The organism is Rothia nasimurium (assembly GCF_928392795.1).
Classification (GTDB): Bacteria; Actinomycetota; Actinomycetes; order Actinomycetales; family Micrococcaceae; genus Rothia; species Rothia nasimurium_F.
The window spans coordinates 54130-78179 of sequence record NZ_CAKMTJ010000004.1 but is presented as its reverse complement, the minus strand read 5'-3'; the positions used below and the strand labels follow the sequence as shown (position 1 = coordinate 78179).

Sequence of the window (24050 nt, the reverse complement as noted above, 5' to 3'; positions counted from 1 at the left end):
GCTTTCCCTCCAATAGGCGGTCAATCGTTGAGGTGCGCCCTCGGGCGCGGGTGCTAGTAGGGTCTACTTTAGCCGTTTTCGTCGTGGCCCTCAGCGAACTTAGGGGTCTCTTGCGGCTCAGTGGTGGAACGCGGCACGTTGTAGATGTGCAGGGTCTTCTCCATAATCTCCGCGAACTGGGCAGTGGTGTTAGCCAGGCCAACAGCTTCGGCTGTGGTTGTGGGGCGGTGCGTGGTCACCGAAACCAGGAAACGGGGATTCTCTGTGGGGGCGACCCCCACAAACGAGGTGGCCCAGCCGTCATAGGTACTAGAACCCTCGCCCACGTTTTGTGCGGTACCGGTCTTACCGGCAACCCTGTAGCCGTTAATCTGGGCACCTTTCGCACCACGACCCTGGTACACGACAGCTTCCATGACCTGGAGGGTCTTCCGGGCGGTTTCTTCACTCACCATGCGGGTACCTTCAGCGACCTCGCGGACTTCTTCGGTACCGTCCGTATCGATCACGGCATCAATAATGCGGGGCTTAAGCATAACCCCCTTATTGGCTATAGCCTGGAAAATCATAGAGGTCTGCAAGGCTGACTGGGCAACGCCCTGGCCAAAGAGAACCGTGTACTGCTGGCGGATATCCCAGTCCCGCCAGTCACTGAGCAGGCCCTGGGATTCGCCGGTTAGCTCAATACCGGTGAATTCTCCCATGCCAAACTTCTTGAGCCAGTTATAGCGCTGTTCCTTGGTGAGCTTGCTCCCCATCATGACGGTACCGGTATTCATCGAGTCAGCGATGATACCGGCAACGGTGCGCTTCTGGGCAGGGTGGTCGAAGGAGTCAGTAATGATCTGCTGATCGATTTCGAGTTCAGCAGGCACATCGTAGACAGTCTCAGGTTCAGCGATACCCTCTTCAAAAACGGCAGCAGTGGTCAGGATTTTCTCGGTAGAGCCCGGCTCAAAAACCTGGGTGATAGCGCGGGGGTTCATATCGGCTAGCTCAAAGCGCTCAGCGCCGGGGTCCATCGTCGAAGAATCCGCTAGGGCCAGGATAGAGCCGTCGCGCACGTCCATCACAATAGCCGTTCCCCACTCGGCTTTCAGCTCCTCAGCGCGGGCCTTGACCACCTGCTGGGCAAAGTACTGTACATCCTGGTTAATGGTCAGGCGCACACTCTTGCCGTCCTGGGCGGGGGTGTTTTGTTCATCCCCGATAGGGATGCGGATGCCGTCGGCTGAAATTTCGTAGATGCGTTCGCCATCAATACCGGCCAGGTACTCCCCCATGGTGCGTTCGATACCCACCGAGTTATTCACCTGGCGGGTCTCGCCGCTGGTACCGTCCACGGCTTCTTCAATAATGCTAAAGCGGCCCACCACCGAGCCACCTACCTGGCCGTTGGGGTACTTGCGGTCAGAGAGAATCTCACCGTAAATATAGGGAGCGCCCAGGGCATCTACCTTGTTATAGATCGCAGGAGTAACGTTCTCCTTCACAATCTTGTATTTGAGGTCGCCATCGAGCGCCGCCTTCACATCGGCGTCACTCATTTCAAGAATATCGGCCAGCTCATACACTAGCTCGGTGGGAGTCACTTCGACCGGGTCACGGCTTTCCTCGGTGTAGCGCTTAAAGTTAGCCACGGCAGACTGATCAACGGTGATATTGTAGCGCTGCACGCTACGCGCTAGCACGTTGCCGTTAATATCGAGAATCTCTCCACGCAGGGCCGGAATGGTCTGCTTACGGGTACGCTGGGCTTTCGCAGCATCGGCTAGACCGTTCGAATCAAGACCCTGCAACCAGGCAAGGCGCAGGCCCACGACGCCCAGGCCAGCAATACCCAGGGTACCCGCGATAAAGCCACGCCGCCCAACGGTGCGTTTGATGCCCTGTACGGGTTCGTTCTGCTCAGTGCCGCTCATCGTCCCCTATTTCTCTTCCGCTGTGGTTCACTCTTTACTGTGGCCCGCGCGCCGCGCGCTAGCCCCGCTACCCCATAAGGCGAACAGGTGCCCACCACCAGGGCAGGCACCGTATCATGCGCTTACTATTGACCGCCTGCGCTCGCCGCAGCGGACGGCTGGGCTGAGGTCTGGGCCGCGGGTGAGGCGCTGGCAGGAGCTGAGGCCTGGGCACTTGCTGAAGCAGCAGCGCTGGCTGATGCTTCTGCTGAGGCCTTGGCTTCGGCTTCTTCCTTCTTACGCTGCTCCTCAGCCCGGGCGCTGGCCTCTTCGTAGGCCTGGGTGTCGGCCAGGGCAGGGGGTGCAATCAGGTTCTTTGTTGCGGCTTCGCCTTCAACCGCAGCCAGGGGGGTGCCGGTAATTTCACCGGTTTGCAGGTCAAGGGTGGCCTGGCTAGAGGCAGCTACCAGCCCTAGCTGGCTTGCGCGGATAGCCAGGTCCTGGGGGGCCTGGTGGAATTCGATTTCCTGGGCCAGGGCCTCATTCTGCTGGATGAGGGCCTGCTCTTGAGCTCGTAGCTCAACCAGGTCGTACTGGCGGGAGGCCATGACGATGCTCAGCACCAGCACGGTGAGCAGGGCAACGAGCATGGCACCCAGGGCCACGAAGACGCGCCAGCGGTTGGAGGTAGCGCGCAGGGCCCGGGAGCGTGAGAGAGGACGGCGGGCGGGGGCTGCTTCTTGGGGTTCATCGCGCACCACAGACAGGCGGGGCTTGTTCAGCTGCCCGCCCTCGTCGGTTGAGGTGGGGAAACGGGGTTCCGCGCTCATCGTGTTGCCTTTGGTGTCTTGATTTTTTCTGCTGCCCTCAGTTTTGCGGACGCCGCCCGCGAGTTCTCTTCAATCTCTTGCTCGGTGGGGGGTTCAGCACCTCGGGTGATGATTTTGAGCTCGGGCTTGTGTTCTTCAAGCTCAACGGGAAAACCCTTGGGGGCGCTAGAAGTTGCCCGGGCGGTGAAAGCTCGTTTAACAATTTTGTCTTCGAGACTGTGGTAGCTCATGGCCACGCAGCGTCCGCCCAGGTTGAGGGCGTCGAGTGCCGCGGGTATGGCACGTTCTAGGGCATCGAGTTCATGGTTGACCTCGATGCGCAGGGCCTGGAAAGTGCGCTTGGCGGGGTGCCCGCCCTTGCGCTGGGCGGCTACGGGTACGGCCTGCTGAATTACTTTGACCAGTTGGCCGGTCGTTTCAAAAGGACGCTCGGAGCGGGCCGCTACGATACGAGCGGCAATGCGGGCTGCGAATTTTTCTTCACCCCACTGGCGGATGATGCGGCGAAGCTCTGCTTCTTCGTAGGTGTTGACCACGATAGCGGCGGTGAGCTCCTCGGTGTTGTCCATACGCATATCGAGCGGGGCGTCGTAGGAGTAGGCGAAACCGCGTTCACGCTCATCGAGCTGCATGGACGATACGCCCAGGTCAAAGAGCACGCCGTCGACCTGGGTGACGCCGGCTTCTGCCATAGCGCGGGGAATCTCGTCGTACACGGCGTGTACGGGGATGAAGCGGTTGCCAAAGCGGGCCAGGCGCTCACCGGCGAGCTTGTGAGCCATGAGGTCCCGGTCAATACCGATGAGGGTGAGGTCTTCGAAGCGCTCAAGCATGGCTTCAGAATGGCCGCCCATGCCCAGGGTTCCGTCGATGACGACGGCGCCGGGGCGGGAAATTGCGGGCGCGAGGAGGTCGAGGCAGCGGTCAAGCATGACCGGCACGTGCCTGTCTTTGGCGTCCTTGCCGGGTGAGAGGTTCTCTACCTGAGTCAAGGGGTGCTCCTCGCGTTGGTGGTTTTGTGGTCCGCTGTCTTTTGGGGTTAGAGCATGAGCCCTGGCAGGATCTCATCGTCGGTGCCGGAGAAGGCTTCTTCCTGTTCTTTCAGGTAGGCTTCCCAGGCTTCGGTGCTCCATATTTCTGCTCGTGAGCCTGCGCCGATGACCGTGAGGTCTTTTTCTAGCCCAGCGTAGTCTCTGAGGTTTTGAGGTATGGTGATTCGCCCCTGCTTATCGGGTACCTCGTCGGAGGCACCCGATAGAAAAACTCGGATGTAGTCTCGCGCCTGCTTTGACGACAGTGGAGCTGTGCGCAGCTGTTCGTGGATGCGCTCAAACTCGGTCATGGTAAAGACGTAGAGGCAGCGCTCCTGCCCGCGCGTGAGCACTAGACCTGCTTCTAGTTGCTCGCGAAATTTCGCGGGAAGAATCAGGCGCCCCTTGGCGTCCAGACGCGGGGTGTGGGTTCCGAGGAACATGGCACCACCGCCCCTACCTGTCGTCTGTGCTTCCCCCTGCAAGAGGGAAACTACACCAGTGTTGTTCTATCTCCTCCACTTTACTCCACTACGCCCCACCGAATGTACCAAATACGGAATTTTTACCGGGTTTTTGAGTGTTTTCACACGGAATGTGACGGTTGCGACCGATTCTGCTACAGGAGGCCCATCTCGAACTCTTTCCCCGAGGTCAGCCCGCCGCTCTGTATATAACTTTGAAGGCATACAAAAAAACCGCCCGGCACAAACCGGGCGGTTGATTTATAGGGGTGGGAAGGAGACTAGAAACGGGAGCCGCCTTGGCGTTCGTCCCACTTATTTTCGAGGTTCTGCATGAAGCGGGAATTGCCCTTAGCTTTTGAGGTGGCTGGGCGGGCGGACGCTCCACCACCGGTAGCTTTCGCGCCCTTGGGGGCGGTGGTGGCAAAGTAGACTCCGGCGGCGGCTAGCACGAAGCCAAGAACGCCGAGAAGAATGATCTTGGTGGATACCCCGGCAATAATAACGCCCAGGCCAACAACGGCAACGAGGGCACCAATGACCAAGTTGCGGGGAGAAGAGGTAACAGCGGGAGCCACCAGGGGCTGGGGGCCGGTCATGGTTGACGCGAAGGCGGGGTCTTCGTTGAGCTGCTTTTCGAGCTGGGCAAGAAGTTCCTGTTCCCGTTCTGAAAGCGCCATGGTGTCTCCTTAGCTTGTGCGGTGAGCCTGAACGCGCAGGTGGGGCGAGCAGCCCGTACGCGAGCGCGCGTTAGGTTGTCTACTCATCTTACCGGTAGCTCTTGGGTGCAGCCTAGACGCTCCCTGAAAATGACCTCTCATTTCATCGCTCTTTTCGACTGCCAGGAGTGAGCAGGCTAGCGGGCAGGAGACCCTTGGCACCGAAGCGGGCGTTGATGGTGTCCATGGCGTTTTCGGCCTCTTCCCATTCTTCGGCAAGGGCATCCTGGGTCGGCAGGGCAGCCTGGTGAGCCGCTCCGGGTGAGCCTGGAGTGAAGAGTTGCATCTGCACACCGGCGTCCCGCCCTTCAAGTTTTTCTGCGCGCACGCCGAGCAGCCGTATCGGCCGGTGTGATGAGCCATCGGGCTGCAATACTTCTAACTGTTTGAGGTGGGCAATGACGGCGTCGAACATGACGCGGCCAGATACGGTTGCAAGGGGTAGGGGGCAGGAGCGGGTGAGGGTTTCGAAGTCCGAGTAGCGGATTTTGAGGCTGAGGGTTCTGGTTTGCCGCCCGGCGGCCCGCAGCCTGCGGGCTACGGTCAGGCAGAGGGTGTAGAGCTCGGCAGCGATCACTTCGGCATCGGTCTGGTCAGTGGTAAAGGTATGTTCGGCTCCGATTGATTTTTCGATGCGCTCGGGGGTGACCTCGCGGCGGTCTATGCCGCGGGCAAGTTCATAGAGGTGCAGGCCTGCCGCTTGCCCGCAGCGGCCCTGGAGCCAGGGCAGGTCGTATTCCCGCAGCTGGGCAACGGTATGAATGCCCAGCCCCTCAAGGTAGGCGGCGCTTTTAGCTCCGACGCCCCAGAGCTTGCCCACCGGCAGGGGGTCCAGGAATTCTTGCACCCGCTGGGGTGGGACCACCCAGAGACCGTTGGGTTTGGAACCAGCTGAGGCCATCTTGGCAACGAATTTACTCGATGAAATCCCTACGGAGCTCGGTAGGCCCAGCTCGGTTTTAATGCGGTCGCGGGCCTGTTGCGCGATATCGATAGGGCTCCCTTGGGCTCGGACGGCGCCGGTGAGGTCAAGGAAGGCTTCATCCACACTGACCTGCTCTAGGCGGTCGGTGATAGCTCCCAAGATAGTCATGACCTGGGCCGAGTAGCTGCGGTAGTGGGCGGACGGCTCCAGCAGCAGGGCAGCTGGGCAGAGCTGGCGGGCGCGGGCCAGGGGCATGGCTGAGCGCACCCCGTAGCGGCGGGCTTCGTAGGAGGCGGAGAGGACGACCGAGCGCGGCGAGTTGCGGGCAACGATGAGCGGACGCCCGCGCAGGGCAGGCTGGGAAAGAAGTTCAACGTTGACAAAGAAGGCGTCCATATCGAGGTGCATGATGATGCGGGCAGGGGCGTCCGCACGCACACCCTGAGTAGACTGCTGGCCCATGAACCCCGCCCCCATCTATCGAAACTATGTTCTAATTTATCCTAGCCAGTCAGGTACGTTTTGACCAGGCGCAGGCCCCTATCTACTAGACTGGTGTGCAGAGCTATCCCCAGACCCAAGGACGTCATGACCCCCCAGCCAGCCCCCGCTACCGGCCCCGACGAGTCCGCAGCCTACCTTGAGGCTCTCGAAGCCGAAATGGGCCGCTTTTTTGATACCCAGCAGGAACTTATGGCGACCGTCTCGGTTGAGACCCTGCCCCTGTTGGAGTCCGTCCGCGCCCTTTCTACCGGCGGTAAGCGCCTTCGGGCGCTGCTAGCCTACTGGGGCTACCGCGGGGCAGGTGGAGCGGGAGTGACCGAGTCCATCGTTCGGGCGGGTGTGGCGATTGAGCTCTTCCAGACCGCTGCCCTGATTCACGATGACATTATAGATGCCTCCGATACCCGACGGGGCGCCCCGAGTGTGCACCGCCGCTTTGAGGCCATGCACCGGGAACTGGGCTATAAGACCAGCCCCTCATCCTTCGGGGTCTCAAGCGCTATCTTGGCCGGCGATTTATGCCTGTCGTGGTCAGAAATGGTGTTCTCATCCATTCCTGAGCTCACCGCCGCCAGTGAGGCCCGCTTTATCTTTGACCTGATGCGCACCGAGGTCATGGCCGGCCAGTACCTCGATATTGTGGGCGAAGTCGTGCCCGAAGAAGAGCCAGAAATTGCCCTTGAACGGGCCAAGAACGTGATTCGCTACAAGTCCGCTAAATACTCCTGCGAACACCCCATTGCCCTGGGTGGCGCCCTGGGTCTTGGCCTGAAGCACGGGGAAACCTCCGAGCTGGTCACCGGCTACCGAGCCTTTGCCCTACCCCTGGGCGAGGGTTTCCAGCTGCGCGATGACGTACTGGGGGTCTTTGGCGAGCCCGAAACCACCGGCAAGCCTGCTGGCGATGACCTGCGCGAGGGCAAGCGCACCGTCCTCACGGCCTTTACGGCCATGAAGAGTAAGGCCGACCAGCGGGCCTTCCTCGAAGGCTCGCTGGGTTCCCCTACCCTGGGGGCAGAAACCATCGAAGAGCTTCAGCGCCTCATGCGAGACTCCGGAGCCCTCCAGGCCGTCGAAGAGATGATTCAGGCCAAGGGGGACGAGGCCCTAGCTGCCCTTGAAGCCCTCGATCTCGAAGCGTCCGTACAGCAGGCCCTACGGGCCATAGCGGCCAAGGCTCTGCACCGCTCCTTCTAGGGCAGCGCCAGTATTTATCAGGTAATAGAACAGCAGGCTCACACCGGAGTGTGAGCCTGCTGTTCTCTATCTAAATCTTTAAAAGCCTTACCAGGCCAGGGCCGAGGCGCGGCGGCGGATTTCGGTCTTGCGACCGTCAATCAGGGCGTCGATAGGACGGCCGGGCAGGGTGTCGTCAGCAGTGTAGAGCCAAACGATAGCTTCTTCTGCAGTGAAACCGGCATCGGCCAGCACGCTCAGGGTGCCTTTGAGGGGCTCAAGCACGCGGTCTTCGCGCATGAAGAGGGCGGGGACCTTGCGGACGCCGGTTTCGGGGTCGCGCACGGCCAGCAGGGTTCCGTCAGCCAGCAGGTTATGGACACGGGTGACCTTGAGATCAAGGGCTTCTGCGATATCGGGGATGGTCAGCCAGTCGCCAACCAGAGCAATTACTTCGGGTGTAGTTTTTTCATCAGTCACCTATCCATTGTGCCCCAGAAACCGGGGAATCGGTAGGCAAGCCCGCCCGGGAGCTCCTAAGGCGGGTTTTCGGCCTCTTCCCAGGGGCCGCCCGTACAATGGTGAGGATGACTGATGACTTCTCTGCTGCCCCCTGGCTGACCGGGGTGATATTCAAGGGCCATTTTGAGGTGGGCCACCTGATTGCGCGCGGTGGCATGGCCGAGGTGTACCATGCGGTTGACCTGTGGTCAGATAACCCGGTGGCTCTCAAGGTGCTACTCCCCCACCTCTCTACCGACCCTGCCCAGCAACAGAAGTTTTTTAGGGAGGGTTCGGCGCTCAAGAAGATTCAGCACGAGAACGTGGTGGGCGTCATCGACGAGGGCACCGAGCTGGTACACGGCCAGCAGGTCATGTTCCTGGTGCTGGAATACGTGCACGGCTGCACCCTGGCCCAACTCATGCAGCTGCGCCCGGTGCTGTCGGTGGGCGAGATGCTCGATGTCATGATCCCTGCGGTTGAGGGCCTGTCTGAGGTGCACGCCCACCACCTGATCCACCGCGATATCAAGCCCGCAAACATTCTCTTAGAGGCCGATACAGAGGGCGTTAAGCTCTCCGACTTTGGTCTGACGCGCAGGGCTGACCAGAGCGCCACCGGCCAGCTCATGGGCACCCCTTCCTTTGTGGCTCCCGAGATTCTCGACGTTGCCTCACCCGTCGGGCCTCCTGCAGATATTTTTGCCCTGGGCGTGATGATGTACCGCATGCTCACCGGCCGTATGCCTTTCGCCGGGGCCGATAACGACCAGCAGGTGCTCTACCACAACATGAACACCGACATTCCCTCGCTCACCCACCTGGCTGAGGGCATCTCCTCTGACATCGCGGGTGTGGTGAGCTGGTGCACCCGCCGCAACCCCCGCGACCGCCCCCAGGACGCCACCGAACTCTACCGGGCCCTGCGCGATATTGAGGCCCGCGCCAGCGAGCAGGAAAAGGGCTACCGCCTAGATCAGGTAGACCAGCCCACTACCGCCCTCTGGGAGGACGTCGCCGACATCGCAGAACGATCAGGACGGATCCACCGCGGGCAGGCTGCTATCACCGGCTTCGGTGCCGCCGAGGACCTCCTCGATGCGGGCACATCAGGCCCCCTCAGTGCGCATGAGCAGGCCGTGCGCTCAGCAGCGGACGCCCCCGTAGAGGTCTACGCTCCCACCGACTTTGCCGGGGTTGGGCCCAAGACCGAAACCCAGGCCGTCCTCGATGCCCAGCTGTCTGAGCACAACGCCGCCCAAGACCCGGCGGTAGTAGAACAGCTATCAATTTCTGCAGAGTATAACCGGCAGCGGGCTACCGCCCACCGCAGTGTACGCGCGGACGCAGCACCGGCGTCCGCACCGAAACCGGCGCCGGTGCGCCCCGCCGACCCCGCCCAGTGGACCGAAGCCCAGCGCCGGACCCCGGCTGAGAGGTGGCGCCCGCCCCTCTCCCCGGTTTCTATAGTCCTGATTCTTGCTCTGGTTCTGTTGGGCTTTGTCGCAGCAGGTCTTGTGGGCTGGTGGCTGGCAAGCCTTATTCTCTAGCGCAGGCGGCCCTCACGCCAGTACAGAACCCGAGGGGAACACCCGGGCATAGAAAAGCCGCCGTGGCCCTATTCTTGAAACCTGTGTTCAAGAGAAGGCGACGGCGGCTTGCTCTGTGCCTTAAAGGCCTTAGCCTTAGCGGCGGGCCAGGTACTCAGCAACCTGGAAAGCGATTTCCAGGGACTGCTGGTGGTTCAGTCGGGGGTCACAGAGGGTCTCGTAACGGTCAGCGAAAGCTGCTTCTTCGATGGGGTCAGAACCGCCCAGGCATTCAGCGACGTCGTCGCCGGTCATCTCTACGTGGATACCGCCGGGGAAGGTACCGAGAGCCTCGTGCACCTCGAAGAAGCCCTGAACCTCGTTCATGACGTCGTCGAAGCGGCGGGTCTTGTAACCGGACGGTACGGAGATGGTGTTGCCGTGCATGGGGTCGGTGACCCATACGACCTTGGCGCCTTCCTTCTGCACGCCCTCAACGATGGCGGGCAGGTTTTCGCGGATCTTGCCGGCGCCCATGCGGGTGATGAAGGTCAGGCGGCCGGGCTCGCGGTTGGGGTCCAGCTTGTCGATCAGGGCCATGGCATCGTCAGCAGTGGTGGTGGGGCCGAGCTTGACGCCGATGGGGTTGCGGACCTTGGAAAGGAAGTTGACGTGGGCATCATCCAGGCCGCGGGTACGCTCACCGATCCAGAGGAAGTGGGCGGAGGTGTCGTAGGGCAGGTGGGTGCGGGAGTCAACGCGGGTCATAGCGCGTTCGAAGTCCAGCAGCAGGGCCTCGTGGCCGGTGTAGACATCGGTGGTCTTCAGGGGGCCGAAGTCGGTGCCGCAGGCTTCCATGAACTTAATAGCGCGGTCGATTTCACCGGCGATGGACTCGTAGCGGGCATGGGCGGGGTTCGAGGTAAAGCCCTTGTTCCAGGAGTGGACCGAACGCAGGTCAGCAAAACCGCCCTTGGTGAAGGCACGAATCAGGTTAAGGGTGCTTGCACTGGTGTGGTAACCCTGGAGCATGCGATTGGGGTCGTGCACGCGGGACTCTTCGGTGAAGTCAAAACCGTTAACCATTTCACCGCGGAAGGAGGGCAGGGTGACGCCGTCACGAGTCTCATCGTTCGATGAGCGGGGCTTGGAGAACTGACCTGCCATACGGCCCATCTTGACCACGGGCATAGACGCACCGTAGGTCAGCACAACCGCCATCTGCAGCAGGGTGCGCACGCGGCCTGAAATCTTATCGGCGGTAGCGCCTGCGAAGGTTTCTGCGCAGTCGCCGCCCTGGAGCAGGAAGGCTTCACCTTCTGCAACGCGTGCTAGGTCGGCACGCATCTGGTCAACTTCACCGGCGAAAACCAGCGGAGGAACGCTGTTCAGTTCGTTGATGACGGCGGTGAAGTCGGGGTGCTCAGCCCACTGGGGGTGCTGATCGATGTGCAGGGAGCGCCACTCTTCGAGTTCAGGGAAGTCGTTCGGGGTGGGTACGGCACCGGAGTTGGTCACGGGGTGACTCCTTTGTATGTGGTCGCTAGAGCCTATCTTGAGGTAGGGCTCTGTCTCTATATTCAAAAGTATTGGGGTTCGTAGGGAGGGTTCAAAAGCTATGTCCACGATGTGACATACAGCTCCTAGCTGGGGCAAGACCCCGCCATAGGTCTGAGCGGGCGCCCGTGCCCGGGCAGGTGCGCCCCACTAGGAGCGGGCTTCAAGAAGCCGCGCAGTAGCCTCGTCCGCGCTGATATTTTCAGCCGTCATGAGCTTCTTAACATCGGCCGCATAGACCGGGGTGATGGGGCGTCCGGTCATCTGGCTAATCCGCTCAATCACCAGGTCTGCCAGTTCCCGCTGGGCGGCCCATTCATCGTCCCGCCCCAGATAGGGGGTCACGTCGATGGGTTCACCGATGACGGTCTTCACCCGGATCGGTTTGCCGTCCTTCCGCAGGCGCAGGCGGTTGGAGCCGGGCACCTGCACGTCCTCGTTACCGAACTGGGCGACGGGGATAATGGGGACGCCGGCCTCTAGAGCTAGGCGGGCCACACCAATTTTGGCGCGGTACAGACGTCCATCGGGGCTACGGGTCCCCTCGGGGTAGATCCCCACCAGCTTTCCCTCTCGTAGGGCGGCAACGGCAGCAGCCAGAGATTCAGCTGATTTAGCGCCACCGGAGCGGTCAATAGGTAGCTGGCCCACCGAGGTGAAAAACCACTTCATCACACGCCCCTTAACACCTGGCGTAGTGAAATAATCTGATTTAGCCAAGAAGAACACCTGACGCGGTGCCGCAAGGGGCAAGAAAATAGAGTCAATAAAAGACACGTGGTTACTTGCCAGAATAGCGCCGCTTGCTGCCGGGATATTTTCAGCCCCCACAACCTCATGGTGATAGGCCCGCTGCAAGAAGGGCTTGAGCACGGTGCGCAGTTGCATATACATGGTGTCTCTCCTTGATGCAGGACTTATCTACGGGGCTCGTAGCTAGAGCAGTCAGCGAGCGGCTTTCCACTACATATTGTATGCCCGAGGGCGACCAGCTCAGAAACAGGAGTTACAAAGCCCTCCCCAACGAGGTGAAGCTATTCCCCTCAGAGCGTCACACCCGCAAAAAGTGGGGTTTTAGCCGGGGGCGGGCTGTAAAATGACCAGGAAGAACCGCGTGCCCGGCATCGTTGCCTGCGCACCTTAGCCCTCCCCCGCCGCCGGGGCCCGTTAGAGACAAGGTAACACCGTGAAAGAAATTCACTCCCCCCAGATTGTTACTGTTGATCCGGCAGTCAACATCACCGACATGGTGGAACGCCGCGCTCAGGACAGCCGTAATCCTCTGGTCTACCGGGTGCAGAAATCAACCGGCAACTGGGTTCCCGTCACCGCAAAGGACTTCCGCCGTCAGGTCATTGACCTGGCTAAGGGCCTTATGGCCGCAGGTATTGGGGCAGGCGACGTCGTTGGCATTATTAGCCGCACCCGCTACGAGTGGACCCTGATTGACTTCGCTATCTGGTACGCGGGCGCTGTATCTGTACCCGTCTATGAGACCTCATCTCCTGCCCAGGCTGCCTGGGCTCTGTCTCACTCCGGTGCCAAGGCTGTCTTCGTTGAGAACAGCAAACTGGCAGACGTCATTAGCCAGGCCCGTGAGCTTACCGATGAAGAACTCTCCCTGGGTGCTCTGAAGGACGTCTGGGTGCTAGAGGAGGCTGCACTTCCCTCCCTGGTCGCTGGCGGATCAGCTATTACGGATGAAGAAGTAGAGGAACGCCGCGCCACCGCCAACCTGGATACCGTGGCCACCATCGTCTATACCTCCGGCACCACCGGCCGCCCCAAGGCCTGCCCGATTACCCACGGTAACTTCGTCCGTCTCTCTGCCAATACCAAGCTCACCATCCCTGAGATTGCCAACGAGACCAACTCAACTCTGCTCTTCCTGCCCCTGGCCCACGTGCTGGGTCGCCTGATTCAGTTGCTGGCCTTCGATGCGGGCCTGACGGTAGGCCACGCCCCCAACATCAAGAACCTCTCCACCGACCTGGCGTCCTTCCAGCCCACCATGCTGCTGGTTGTGCCCCGCGTCTTTGAAAAGGTCTACGAGGGAGCTATCAAGAAGGCGGAAAAGGGCGGTAAGGTCAACGCCAAGCTCTTCCAGCGCTCAGTGGACGTGGCTATCAAGTGGTCCCAGGCCAAGATTGCGGGCAAGATGACCCGCACCCTCACCCTGCAGCACAGGTTCTACGACAAACTGGTCTACTCCAAGCTGCGCAACGCCATGGGCGGCAAGGTACGCTTCGCGGTATCCGGCGGCGGACGTCTGGCCCCCCACTACGGCCACTTCTACCACGCTGTGGGCATCGAGGTCGTTGAGGGCTACGGCCTGACCGAGACCACCGCGCCCCTGGCCGTTGGCCGCATCCGTAACTTTGATATCGGCAACGTGGGTACCCTGATTCCCGGTGGCTCTGCCCGCATTGCTGAGGACGGCGAGCTCGAGTTCAAGGGCATCGGCCTGATCTCTGGCTACCTCGACAGCCCCGAAGAGAACGCTGCGGCCTTCACCGAGGACGGCTGGTTCCGCACCGGCGACCTGGCCCGTATCGACGATGACGGCAAAATCTTTATTACCGGCCGCAAGAAGGAAATCATTGTGACCGCCGGAGGTAAGAACGTCATGCCGGTACCCGCCGAAGACCGCCTGCGCCAGTCCCCCTTCGTCTCCCAGGCCATGCTGGTGGGCGACGAGAAGCCCTTCATCTCGGCGCTCATTACCCTGGACCCCGACGTCCTGCCCGATGAGCTCGAGCGCATCGGACTGCCCCGCACCCTCTCCCTCAAGGAAGCCTCCACCAATCCCCGCGTCCGTGAGGCTATCCAGAAGTTCATCGATGACGCCAACGCCTTTGTGTCGAAGGCCGAGTCTATCCGCGAGTTCCGTATTCTTGATAAGGACTTCACCGAGGCCGAGGGGCACCTGACCCCCTCTATGAAGGTTCGCCGCAAGCAGGTTCTGGCTGACTTCAACTCCTATGTTGAAGATATGTACAACCGCACCAAGTCCACCGTGACCGAGACCGCCGCTCACACCGCTGAGCGTGTTCAGGAGCTGCGTGCCGAGCAGACCGAGAAATGGGACCAGTTCAAGGCTGTGCAGGCTGAGAAGATTCAGGAGTTCACCGAGACCCAGGGGCAGAAGCTGCACGAGCTGGCAGATAAGATCCAGCAGGTCGCACCCCTGCCCGGGGCGAAGGATCAGAACAACGAAGAGCAGGCTCAATAAAGCTTATTCATAAGCGGTTTCGCAGGCTCACGCTCGCTGCCGACCCTCTCGCCTGGTTCGCTTCGCTCACAAGGGCGATTCACGCCAGCCGCCGAGCCAGCAGCTTCGCTGTGAGCCTGCTACACCTCCCATTATGAATAAGCAGTAGCGCCTTTATCTGCCCGCATAGAGAAGAATCCCCGAGCCAATTTCAGCTCGGGGATTTTTTATTTCTATTGGAAAGCCTAGTCGAGCTCTAGTCCCAGCAGGGCGTTTTCCACGACCTCGGTGAGGGCCGGGTGGATCCAGTACTGGCCGCGGGCCATATCGCGGGCACTCAGGCCAAAGCTCATGGCCTGGATCAGGGGCTGAATCAGGGTGGGTGAATCTTCACCAATCAGGTGGGCTCCCAGTAGCTCGCCGGTATCCTTGCGGGCAATGAGCTTGCAGATACCTTCGCTATCGTCCATAGCCCAGCCGTAGGCTACGTCGCCGAACTTCTGTTCCTTGACGGTAATCTCAAACCCTTCAGCAGCAGCCTGCTCCCGTGCCTGGCTTTCGGTCAGGCCCACAGCGGCAATGGGCGGGTGCGTGAACACAGCAGCGGGCACGTAGCGGTGGTCGGTGACCCGCAGCTGGTCTGGGTGCACCATATTCCACTGCACGGTACGCATCTCGGCGTTAGCCACGTGCTTGAGCTGGAAGGGTGAGCTCACATCGCCCAGGGCCCAGACGCCCTTGACCGGCTGGCCGCCGGAGAGCACCCGCTGGTACTCATCCACCTGCACCAGGCCCCGCTCATCCACATCAAAGTAGGTGGCAGCATCGAGAGTATCGGAGTTCGGGGTGCGGCCCGTTGCCACCAGCACCAGGTCAGCGGGCACGGTAACCCGCTCACCGGCGTCCTCAAATACCACCGTCACAGACCCGTCGTCGGCAGGTTCGATAGCCTTCAGGGCGTGGTTGGTGCGCAGGTCCCACTGGCGGGCGGCCTCACGGGTAAAGATCTCGGCAATCGTATCGTCGTGGCTGCGGAGCAGACGGTCTGAGCGCACAGCCTGGGTCACCTGAGCGCCCAGACCCGAGAAGACGTGAGCAAACTCGGCTGCGATGAAGCCGCCGCCGATGACCACCACGCGCTCGGGTAGCTCATCAATACGCATGACGGTATCTGAGGTGTGCACCTGGGGCAGGTCGATACCGGGGACCTGGGGCAGGGTAACACGGGATCCGGTAGCCAGCACCAGCTGGTCAGCGGTCAGCTCAAGGCCGGACGCCGTAACCACGCTCCGGGGGCCGGTCAGCTGAGCGTATTCCTCGTAGACGTCCACGTTCTCAAGGGACTTCCGCCAGGCCAGACCACCCTCACTAATAGCGTCGATGCGGCCGAAAATTCGGTCGCGAATCTGCCGCCAGGCCGTGTGCTTGTGCTCTAGCTCTACGCCCAGACGGGCAGCCTCCTTGGCACGGGCAACGGTAGAGGCCGGGTAGACATACATCTTGGTGGGAATACAGCCCACGTTGAGGCAGGTACCGCCGAAGCGGCCGCCGTCGATGATGGCAATCTTCTTGCCCTCGTAGTCCTCGTTGGGCAGGGAGTTACCGGAGCCAGATCCGATAATGATGAGGTCGTAGTGGCGGGGTGAGCTCATGGGGCTACCTTTCGTGCGGGGTACGTCTGTGGTTTTCAACGGGATAGGCTAAGGTTTCATTCCCGGCTGTCAGCTCCACTGCGTGCCTGTGCTGCAGCTTCTGCATTATCGCGGAAGTTCTTCTGCACCTGGCGGAAAACCAGCACGTTACCGACCACGATGTGCAGGAAGCCCAGAATCATCACATAGATATTCCAGCTGCCCTGCGGAGCAAGCACCCCGACTAGCAGCAGAATCGCGCCAAAACCAATAATCATCAGGTGAGTTACGTTCATGCTTCCTAGCCTACAGGTAGGGACCAGTTTCCTCCCTAAATCCTTCTGCACAGCACATACAATCGGCACTTTTCTGGTCCCTACTGGGAGCAAAAGAGCGGACGCCCGCCCCAGCTTACGCAAGCCGGGTGCGGGCGTCCGCCCCTTAGGTATTTCTGATACGGGGTTACTTGACGTTGACCACGATCAGCAGGTCACCACCAGCTACCTGGGAGACCTCGTTGTAGACAACGCGCTCGACGGTGCCTGAGACCGCTGAGGTGATGGAGGCTTCCATCTTCATGGCCTCGATGGTGGCTACCTGGTCGCCGGCTGAGATTTCGTCGCCGGGCTTGACCGAGATAGACACGCCACCTGCGAAGGGCGCTGCAATGTGGCCGGGGTTAGAAGCGTCGGCCTTCTCAGCTTCCTTCACGTTGGACTCCACGGAGGTGTCGCGGACGTTGACGGTGCGCTGCTGGCCGTTCAGGGTGCAGATCACCTCGCGCATGCCCTTTTCGTCGGGTTCTGAGATAGCCTGCAGGGTTGCAATCAGGCGCACGCCCTTACCCAGCGAAATCACGTGTTCACGCTTGAACATCATGCCGTAGAGGAAGTCGCGGGTGTGCAGAATCGACAGGTCACCGAATTCCTCACGGGCCTTCTCAAAGTCTCGGGTGGGCCCGGCAAAGAGGAGGCGGTTGAGGGTGGCGCGGCGGGTGGCTGAGTCCCCGTTCAGGGCTTCCAGGTCTTCGGCTGACAGGTCGTTGACCGAGGGCTTGGAGAGCTTACGGCCTTCCAGGGCCCGGGTGCGGAAAGGCTCGGGCCAGCCAGCGGGCGGGGTGCCCAGCTCGCCGTTGAGGAAGCCAATCACCGAGTCGGGGATATCGAACTTCTGCGGGTCCTTCTCGAAGTCCTCGGGTGAGACGCCCATGCCAACCAGCTGCAGGGCGAGGTCGCCAACCACCTTCGATGAGGGGGTTACCTTGACGATATGGCCCAGCATGCGGTCAGCAGCTGCGTACATGTCTTCGATATCCTCGAAGCGCTCCCCCAGCCCCAGGGCGGTTGCCTGAGCGCGCAGGTTGGAGAGCTGGCCACCGGGGATTTCGTGGGTGTAAACACGACCGGTAGGCGATGACAGACCCATCTCGAAGGGCTTGTAGATGGTGCGGACGGCCTCCCAGTAGGGTTCCAGCGCGCAGGCAGCTTCCAGGGTGATGGAGGGAGCGCGGTCGGTGTACTGGAGGGCTCCAACCAGGGCTGAGAAGGACGGCTGGGAGGTGGTACCCGCCATGGAGGCTGAAGCCACGTCAACAACATCCACGCCAGCCTCAACAGCGGCAAGCAGGGTGCCGACCTGACCACCTGCGGTGTCGTGGGTGTGCAGGTGCACGGGCAGGTCGAAGCGCTCGCGCAGGGCGGTGACCAGGCGGCGGGCAGCTTCCGGACGCAGCAGGCCGGCCATGTCCTTGATGGCAAGGATGTGGGCGCCGGCTTCTACCACCTGGTCAGCCAGGTTCAGGTAGTAGTCCAGGGTGTAGGTCTGCTCTGCAGGGTCCAGCATGTCGCCGGTGTAGCAGATAGCGACCTCGGCAACTGCGGTACCGGTGGCACGCACGGCCTTGATAGCCGGGGTCATCTGGGAGACGTCGTTGAGGGAGTCAAAGATACGGAAGATATCAACGCCGGTCTCGGCGGCTTCCTTGACGAATGCGTCGGTGACCTCGGTGGGGTACGGGGTGTAGCCCACGGTGTTGCGGCCGCGCAGCAGCATCTGGATGGGCAGGTTGGGCATGGCCGCACGCAGGTGGGCCAGACGCTCCCAGGGGTCCTCGGAGAGGAAGCGCAGGGCGACGTCGTAGGTTGCACCGCCCCAGGCTTCTACGGAGAAGAGCTCGGGGGTTACGTGGGCTACTGCGGGCGCGGCGGCTAGCAGGTCGCGGGTGCGGACGCGGGTGGCCAGCAGGGACTGGTGGGCGTCACGGAAGGTGGTGTCGGTGATCAGCACTTCCTTGGTGTCGCGTACAGCCTTGGCGAACCCTTCGGGGCCCAGTTCGAGCAGGCGCTGACGCCAGCCTGCCGGGGGCTCGTGGGTAGAAGCGTCGAAGGGTGAGCGGTAGGGCTCTTCGGTCTTATCACCGGGGAAAGCAGGTAGCTTCAAGCGGGGGTCAAGACCCTCGATACGCTCACCGTGGGGCTTATTGACGGTGACATTTGCCAGGTACTGCAGGGCCTTGGTGCCGCGGTCGGCTGAAGGCTTCTTGGTCAGCAGCTCGGGGTGCTCATCGATGAAGGGGGTGGAGACATCACCAGCACGGAAGGTGGGGTCTTCGAGTACCGCCTTGATGAAGGGGATGTTGGTGGCGACGCCGCGAATACGGAACTCGGCCAGGGCGCGAGAAGCGCGGCGGACGGCGTCCTCGAAGGTGCGGCCACGGCAGGTGAGCTTGACCAGCATGGAGTCAAAGTGGGGTGAAATCTGGGCACCGGTGTAGACGGTACCGCCGTCCAGGCGGATGCCAGAGCCACCGGCTGAGCGGTAGTAGGTAACCTTACCAACGTCGGGGCGGAAGCCGTTCGCCGGGTCTTCGGTAGTGATGCGGGACTGCAGGGCAAAGCCGCGCACGCGCAGGTCTTCCTGGCGGATGCCCAGGTCTTCCAGGGTCTCACCGGCAGCAATGCGCATCTGGGACTGTACCAGGTCAACGTCGGTGACCTCTTCGGTCACGGTGTGCTCAACCTGGATACGGGGGTTCATCTCGATAAAGACGTGCTGGCCAGCGCGCTCACCGGCGGTATCGACCAGGAACTCCACGGTACCGGCATTCACGTAGCCCAGTTCCTTAGCGAACTTGACCGCGTCGCGGAAGAGGGCCTGACGGATTTCTTCATCAAGATTGGGGGCGGGGGCAATCTCAACGACCTTCTGGTGGCGGCGCTGCAGGGAGCAGTCACGCTCAAAGAGGTGAACGATGTTGCCCTCACCGTCGGCCAGGATCTGCACCTCAATGTGGCGGGGGCGCAGCACTGCCTGCTCAAGGAAGACAGTGGGGTCACCGAAGGCGGTGTCGGCCTCGCGCATAGCCGCTTCCATAGCGGGGCGCAGGTCTTCACGCTTCTCAACGCGGCGCATACCGCGGCCGCCACCACCGGCAACTGCCTTGACGAAGATGGGGAAACCGATTTCTTCGGCCTCTGCCAGCAGCTTCTCAACGTCGGAGCTGGGCTCGGTGGACTTGAGTACCGGAATACCGGCCCGCTTAGCTGCCTTCAGCGCCTCAACCTTGTTACCGGCCAGTTCCAGAACCTCCGGCGGGGGGCCGATGAAGGTGATACCGGCGTCCGCGGCAGCGCGTGCTAGATCAGGATTCTCCGAGAGGAAGCCGTAACCCGGGTAGATAGCATCAGCGCCGGCTTCTTTGGCGACGCGAATAATCTCCTCAACATCGAGGTAGGCACGGACGGGATGGCCCTCTTCACCAATCGGGTAGGCCTCATCAGCCTGCTGACGGTGAATGGAGTGGCGGTCTTCGTAGGGGAAGACGCCGACGGTCTTAGCGCCGAGCTCGTAGGCCGCGCGGTAAGCGCGGATTGCGATTTCGCCGCGGTTAGCGACCAGAATCTTTGAAAACATTTTCTTCCGTTCCGCCCCACCCAGCACAGCAGGGTGCGGTGAGGCTAAGCCACAGTTCGTGTGTGAACACCTCAAATATATCTTTAGACTTCCTAAAGCACCTGGTTTTGTCTCATTTTTTGTGATGCGGGACGTAACGAAAAGATTTTATTGTGAGCATGACTACACGCGATAGGGTGTGAGCTGTGAGCTTCCCTGACTTTCCCTAGCACCTAGCGGTAGGCCCCTGCCCTGTTGGGTAGCATAGAAGGTCAGTGTGTATCCGCCGAATTCGAGAGGCTTTCGTGGCAATGAGCAGCGTGGTAAGTATTAGCAGCCTAAAGGGCGGCGTAGGCAAAACATCGGTCGTGCTGGGGCTGGCCTCTGCCGCTCAGGCCAGCGGACTCCGCACCCTCATCATCGACCTCGACCCCCACGGGGACGCCTCAACCGGCCTCGGCGTCAATACCGCCGAAGGCACCGACATGGGTACCATTTTGCTCGCTCCTTCCGATTATTCCCTGGCGGACGAGCTCGCCCCCGCTTCGTGGGCCGCCCTCGGCAGCCTGGGCAACGCCTCCCGCACCGGACTGGACGCAGGCACCTGGGTTGGGCGCGCGTCCGCCCGTCTCACCGCCCTAGAGCAGCTCGACTCAGCCACCCTGCTCCCCCGCCTGACAGACCTCCTTGAGCCTGTCCGTGAGAGCTTTGACCTGATTCTCATCGACTGCCCGCCCACCCTGGGTCGTCTCACCGAGATGGCGTGGGCTGCCTCTGACCGGGTGCTGTCTGTCGCTGAGCCCTCCCTCTTCTCTGTCGCGGGCTCCGAGCGCACTCTGCGCGCCATCGCCCGCTTCGAAGCCAATACCCCCTATGCCGTGGAGTCTGCCTCCATCGTGATCAATAAGGTACGTGCAGGCGACCCCGAACACGACTACCGCATCGAGGAAATGAAGGTGCTCTTTGGCGACCTGGTCGCCGAGACTATCCTGCCCGAGACGCACCTGCTCCAGCGCATTCAGGGGTCCGCCTACCCCGTGCACTACTGGCCCGAGGAAGAAGCCCAGGAACTCGCCAGCGCCTTCACCGCGCTGCTGGCAGGCCTGCTCGATGTAGCTACGGAATAAGACGTATAGAGGGCACGGAGCTCACGCTTGCTGTTGACCCTCTCGCAGCTTCGCTTCGCTCAGGCGCGATTCACGCCAGCCCCAGCCAACAGCTTCGCCGTGAGCCCGTGCCCTCCCCGTTAGCGCAGCAAAAAACTACCCCTCCATCACATCTGCGAGGCGGGGTAGTTTTCTATGTTCTTTAGGCGCCGGCCTTGCGGGCTCGGCGGGCCGAAAGTTCGTCGTGGATCTCGGTCTCTGCCTGGATTTCCTGGGCGGTGCTTTCGCCGGGCAGTTCACTCAGCGATACTTCCAGTTCGCGCCAGACACGGCCGATAGCAATGCCGAAGACGCCCTGGCCGGCCTGCACCAGGTCAATGACCTCAGAGGCCGAGGTGCATTCGTAGACCGAGGCGCCGTCGGACATAAGGGTGATTCCGGCAAGATCCTCAACGCCGCGGGAGCGCAGGTGGTCGACCGAGGTGCGAATCTGCTGCAGGGATACGCCGGTATCGAGCAGGCTCTTAACGATTTTGAGTACGAGCACATCGCGGAAAGAGTAAAGACGCTGGGAGCCAGAACCCTGGGCTGAGCGGACGGTGGGCTCCACCAGGTGGGTGCGGGCCCAGTAGTCGAGCTGGCGGTAAGTAATGCCCGCTGCCTTGCAGGCTGTGGGGCCGCGGTAGCCCAGGTTTTCATCAACCAGAGAAACGGGGTCGTCAAAGAGGACGCCCTGCTCACCCACCGGTGAGGTGCGGGGCATGACATCTTCAAAGCCCAGCAGGGGCTGATCCATGGGGGCAGGTACGCCTCGCAGCGCGGCGGGGGCGCTAGGTTCACCGTTGTACTGTGTCACGGCTTGAGGTTCCTTCCCTTGAACTGATCATGGACTCTCTTATCCTACCTGCCCGGCCACCCTTTTGTCGGTTAATCGGTCGGCAGGGGCACCGGCGTTTTAACGTGGTTCTGGTCATTAAGACAGACCACGTTCACCCGGTGCCCCTCGCGCAAGGTTAGGTGGGGCTAGTCGAAGCTGGGCATACTCCCGGCTACCAGGGCCATGTGCAGGCGGAGCAGCAGCTGGGCAATATCACCGGCGAGTTCGGCCGCACGGGCCTGGGACTCTTCGTCCTTACGCAGGGCCAGGGGGCCCACCGCGGTTTCTACCAGGTCGACTTCGCGGTCGGCTGCAGCGCGGAAGGCTCGCAGGTGGCGCGGGTGCAGGCCGTGGGCTGTGAGCTGGTCACTCACCCTGGTGACGGCCAGGTCGTACTGGTCGTATTCTTCTTTGTTGTCTGCCAGCAGACCGTAGTTCATGAGCTCACGTAGCAGGGGCATATCAACCCCTGCCTCCTGACCCAGCTCACGCAGGGTGTAGGTGCGGGCAGGTTCTGTCTCGGCTGCCGGGCGGGCGCTCGGCAGCTCTTCGGCGCCCGGTTGCGCGGACGCGTCCGCCCCGCTCCCCTGCCCCTCGGCAGGTTCGCTACCGGGGGCGGGTGCTAGCCCCGCGTCGATGTCAGCCAGGCGCTGGCGGATCACCTTGAGCGGCAGGTACTGGTCGCGCTGCAGCTGCAGCACAAAACGCAGGCGCTCAATATCTTCTTCGGAGTACTTGCGGTAGCCGGTATTGGTACGCTGCGGGCTCACCAGACCCTTATCTTCAAGAAAGCGAATCTTCGAGGCGCTGATGCCCTCAAATTCCCCTTCGAGGGCGCTGAGCACCTGACCGATGGTCTTATTTTTTGCCCCAGCAGTTTCAGCAGAGTGAGCCTGAGCCATGGTTACTTCCCCTGGCCCTGGTAGAAGGCGAAGTGGAACTTGCCGATGTAGATTTCGTCGCCGTTGCGCAGGTAGGCCTCGTCCACGCGGTCCTTGTTCACGTAGGTACCGTTCAGGGAGTCAGCATCGGTCAGGATGAAGCTACCCGCGTTGGGGATGAAGAGGGCGTGACGGCGGGAGACGGTGACGTCGTCGAGGTAAATGTCTGATTCGGGGCTACGGCCTGCGATGATAGGCAGGTCAGCGCCGTCTTCGTCGGTTTCGGGGTTCAGGAGGAAGCGGGCGCCCTTGAACTGGCCATCGAGACCGATAAGGACGGCTGAGCCGGCGGGCAGGGTTGCCAGCAGGTCACGTTCTTCGGGGGTGGGGTTGTGGGACTGGGATACTCCCAGGGCTACCATAGCGATGGTGTTTGTGGGCGGGTGTGCTTCGTGCTGAGCCATACGGTTACGTCCTTATGTCTTCGGGCGGCGGGGCTACGCCCGTACTGTGCCTGTGTCTCGCGGTTATGTGTGGTGTTGTGCAGACGGTCCAAGGTCACGAAATGGTAAACAGTGAACCGTTCGTTTAATCTTAGCCATTTCGCTTCTATTCTGCCCGGTTCGCGCCGTGTTCTCCCACCAAATTTTCCTGTTTTTTACCTAGAGCAAAAGGACCGCCTTTCCCTGCGGAAAAGGCGGCCCTTGCACGGGCTCATAGCGTGGTGCTACTGACGGGTTTTAGGCGATTTCTGCCTCGTAGTCAGCGGCTGAGAGCAGGCCTTCGATGTCTGCGGCGTCGTTGGGGCGAACCTCGATGAGCCAGCCCGCGCCGTAGGGGTCTGAGTTGACGGTTTCGGGGGCATCTGCCAGGTCTTCGTTGACGGCCACGACTTCACCGGCGATGGGAGCAAAGAGGTCAGAGACGCTCTTGGTGGATTCGATTTCGCCGAAGGTTGCTTCTGCGTCGATGGTTTCGCCTACCTCGGGCAGGTCGACGTAGACGACGTCGCCCAGTTCGCTCTGTGCGTGGTCGGTAACACCGATGCGGACGGTGCCATCAGCGGTGAGTTCGCTGACCCACTCGTGCTCTTTGGTGTACTTGAGTTCTGCAGGAACGTTGCTCATCGGAGGTGTCCTTTTCTTTTGTGGGACTTTTGTGGGAGTGCCGATCGAGGTGCGTGAAACTCGACGAGGTGAGCTCCGACGAGGGAGAAGGAGCTCTCACCTAACGATTATATGACACAGGGTACAGGTGCTGGTGGCGGGCGCCACCGAAACGGCCGGGTTTTCTCTTAAATAAAAAGGACGCCCCAC

Annotated in this window: 20 protein-coding genes; 4 read left to right on the top strand and 16 right to left on the bottom strand. The window is 61.3% G+C overall.

Annotation, left to right across the window (positions count from 1 at the left end):
• Nucleotides 1–68: 68 nt before the first annotated feature.
• From L6963_RS05695 to dinB, 6 genes are all read right to left on the bottom strand, one after another.
• Nucleotides 69–1922: a peptidoglycan D,D-transpeptidase FtsI family protein gene (locus L6963_RS05695; RefSeq protein ID WP_237207196.1), complete on the bottom strand. Its 1854-nt coding sequence runs from the start codon at nt 1920–1922 to the stop codon at nt 69–71.
• A gap of 125 nt (nt 1923–2047) precedes the next feature.
• Nucleotides 2048–2731, bottom strand: coding sequence for a hypothetical protein (locus tag L6963_RS05690; RefSeq protein ID WP_237207197.1), 684 nt, complete (start codon nt 2729–2731; stop codon nt 2048–2050).
• Nucleotides 2728–3723 carry a 16S rRNA (cytosine(1402)-N(4))-methyltransferase RsmH gene (gene rsmH / locus L6963_RS05685; RefSeq protein WP_272878939.1) on the bottom strand — a complete coding sequence of 332 codons (996 nt, stop codon included), beginning with the start codon at nt 3721–3723 and terminating at the stop codon, nt 2728–2730. Before rsmH ends, L6963_RS05690 begins: the two co-directional genes overlap by 4 nt.
• Before the next feature lie 47 nt (nt 3724–3770).
• Nucleotides 3771–4205: a division/cell wall cluster transcriptional repressor MraZ gene (gene mraZ / locus L6963_RS05680; protein WP_135011380.1), complete on the bottom strand. Its 435-nt coding sequence runs from the start codon at nt 4203–4205 to the stop codon at nt 3771–3773.
• Between the two features lie 302 nt (nt 4206–4507).
• A complete protein-coding gene (locus L6963_RS05675; protein ID WP_237185443.1) occupies nt 4508–4906 on the bottom strand; it encodes a DUF3040 domain-containing protein in 399 nt (132 codons plus the stop codon).
• 142 nt (nt 4907–5048) lie between these two features.
• Nucleotides 5049–6332, bottom strand: a complete 1284-nt coding sequence (gene dinB / locus L6963_RS05670) for a DNA polymerase IV (protein WP_237207198.1) — start codon at nt 6330–6332, stop codon at nt 5049–5051.
• 126 nt (nt 6333–6458) lie between these two features.
• Here dinB and L6963_RS05665 point away from each other — a divergent pair, with 126 nt between their 5' ends.
• A complete protein-coding gene (locus L6963_RS05665) occupies nt 6459–7571 on the top strand; it encodes a polyprenyl synthetase family protein (protein WP_237207199.1) in 1113 nt (370 codons plus the stop codon).
• A gap of 87 nt (nt 7572–7658) precedes the next feature.
• On the opposite strand, the gene L6963_RS05660 is transcribed toward L6963_RS05665, so the two are convergent.
• Nucleotides 7659–8030 carry an Rv2175c family DNA-binding protein gene (locus L6963_RS05660; RefSeq protein ID WP_185173169.1) on the bottom strand — a complete coding sequence of 124 codons (372 nt, stop codon included), beginning with the start codon at nt 8028–8030 and terminating at the stop codon, nt 7659–7661.
• 107 nt (nt 8031–8137) lie between these two features.
• Here L6963_RS05660 and L6963_RS05655 point away from each other — a divergent pair, with 107 nt between their 5' ends.
• A complete protein-coding gene (locus L6963_RS05655) occupies nt 8138–9601 on the top strand; it encodes a serine/threonine protein kinase (protein WP_237207200.1) in 1464 nt (487 codons plus the stop codon).
• A gap of 135 nt (nt 9602–9736) precedes the next feature.
• On the opposite strand, the gene L6963_RS05650 is transcribed toward L6963_RS05655, so the two are convergent.
• Nucleotides 9737–11098, bottom strand: coding sequence for a class II 3-deoxy-7-phosphoheptulonate synthase (locus L6963_RS05650; RefSeq protein ID WP_185173171.1), 1362 nt, complete (start codon nt 11096–11098; stop codon nt 9737–9739).
• A 189-nt stretch (nt 11099–11287) separates the two neighbouring features.
• Complete coding sequence (locus L6963_RS05645; RefSeq protein ID WP_237207201.1) at nt 11288–12031, bottom strand: lysophospholipid acyltransferase family protein; 744 nt, start codon at nt 12029–12031, stop codon at nt 11288–11290.
• A gap of 292 nt (nt 12032–12323) precedes the next feature.
• On the opposite strand from L6963_RS05645, the gene L6963_RS05640 reads away from it, so the two are divergent.
• The gene (locus L6963_RS05640; RefSeq protein WP_237207202.1) at nt 12324–14369 is read left to right on the top strand and encodes an AMP-dependent synthetase/ligase; all 2046 of its coding nucleotides are present in this window, start codon (nt 12324–12326) and stop codon (nt 14367–14369) included.
• Between the two features lie 224 nt (nt 14370–14593).
• Here the strand turns inward: L6963_RS05640 and L6963_RS05635 are convergent, their stop codons facing one another.
• From L6963_RS05635 to L6963_RS05625, 3 genes are all read right to left on the bottom strand, one after another.
• Complete coding sequence (locus L6963_RS05635) at nt 14594–16000, bottom strand: mycothione reductase (protein ID WP_237207203.1); 1407 nt, start codon at nt 15998–16000, stop codon at nt 14594–14596.
• A 56-nt stretch (nt 16001–16056) separates the two neighbouring features.
• Nucleotides 16057–16275, bottom strand: coding sequence for a hypothetical protein (locus L6963_RS05630; protein ID WP_237207204.1), 219 nt, complete (start codon nt 16273–16275; stop codon nt 16057–16059).
• 166 nt (nt 16276–16441) lie between these two features.
• The gene (locus L6963_RS05625) at nt 16442–19891 is read right to left on the bottom strand and encodes a pyruvate carboxylase (RefSeq protein ID WP_237207205.1); all 3450 of its coding nucleotides are present in this window, start codon (nt 19889–19891) and stop codon (nt 16442–16444) included.
• A gap of 290 nt (nt 19892–20181) precedes the next feature.
• On the opposite strand from L6963_RS05625, the gene L6963_RS05620 reads away from it, so the two are divergent.
• The gene (locus L6963_RS05620) at nt 20182–20997 is read left to right on the top strand and encodes a ParA family protein (protein WP_237207252.1); all 816 of its coding nucleotides are present in this window, start codon (nt 20182–20184) and stop codon (nt 20995–20997) included.
• Nucleotides 20998–21178: 181 nt separating this feature from the next.
• Here L6963_RS05620 and L6963_RS05615 read toward each other — a convergent pair whose 3' ends face one another.
• The 4 genes from L6963_RS05615 to gcvH form a co-directional block, all read right to left on the bottom strand.
• Nucleotides 21179–21772 carry a MerR family transcriptional regulator gene (locus tag L6963_RS05615; RefSeq protein WP_185174822.1) on the bottom strand — a complete coding sequence of 198 codons (594 nt, stop codon included), beginning with the start codon at nt 21770–21772 and terminating at the stop codon, nt 21179–21181.
• A gap of 227 nt (nt 21773–21999) precedes the next feature.
• Nucleotides 22000–22755: a MerR family transcriptional regulator gene (locus L6963_RS05610; protein ID WP_237207206.1), complete on the bottom strand. Its 756-nt coding sequence runs from the start codon at nt 22753–22755 to the stop codon at nt 22000–22002.
• A gap of 2 nt (nt 22756–22757) precedes the next feature.
• Nucleotides 22758–23198, bottom strand: a complete 441-nt coding sequence (locus L6963_RS05605) for an FHA domain-containing protein (protein ID WP_237207207.1) — start codon at nt 23196–23198, stop codon at nt 22758–22760.
• Nucleotides 23199–23474: 276 nt separating this feature from the next.
• Nucleotides 23475–23861 carry a glycine cleavage system protein GcvH gene (gene gcvH, locus L6963_RS05600; protein ID WP_135011394.1) on the bottom strand — a complete coding sequence of 129 codons (387 nt, stop codon included), beginning with the start codon at nt 23859–23861 and terminating at the stop codon, nt 23475–23477.
• Nucleotides 23862–24050: the final 189 nt, after the last annotated feature.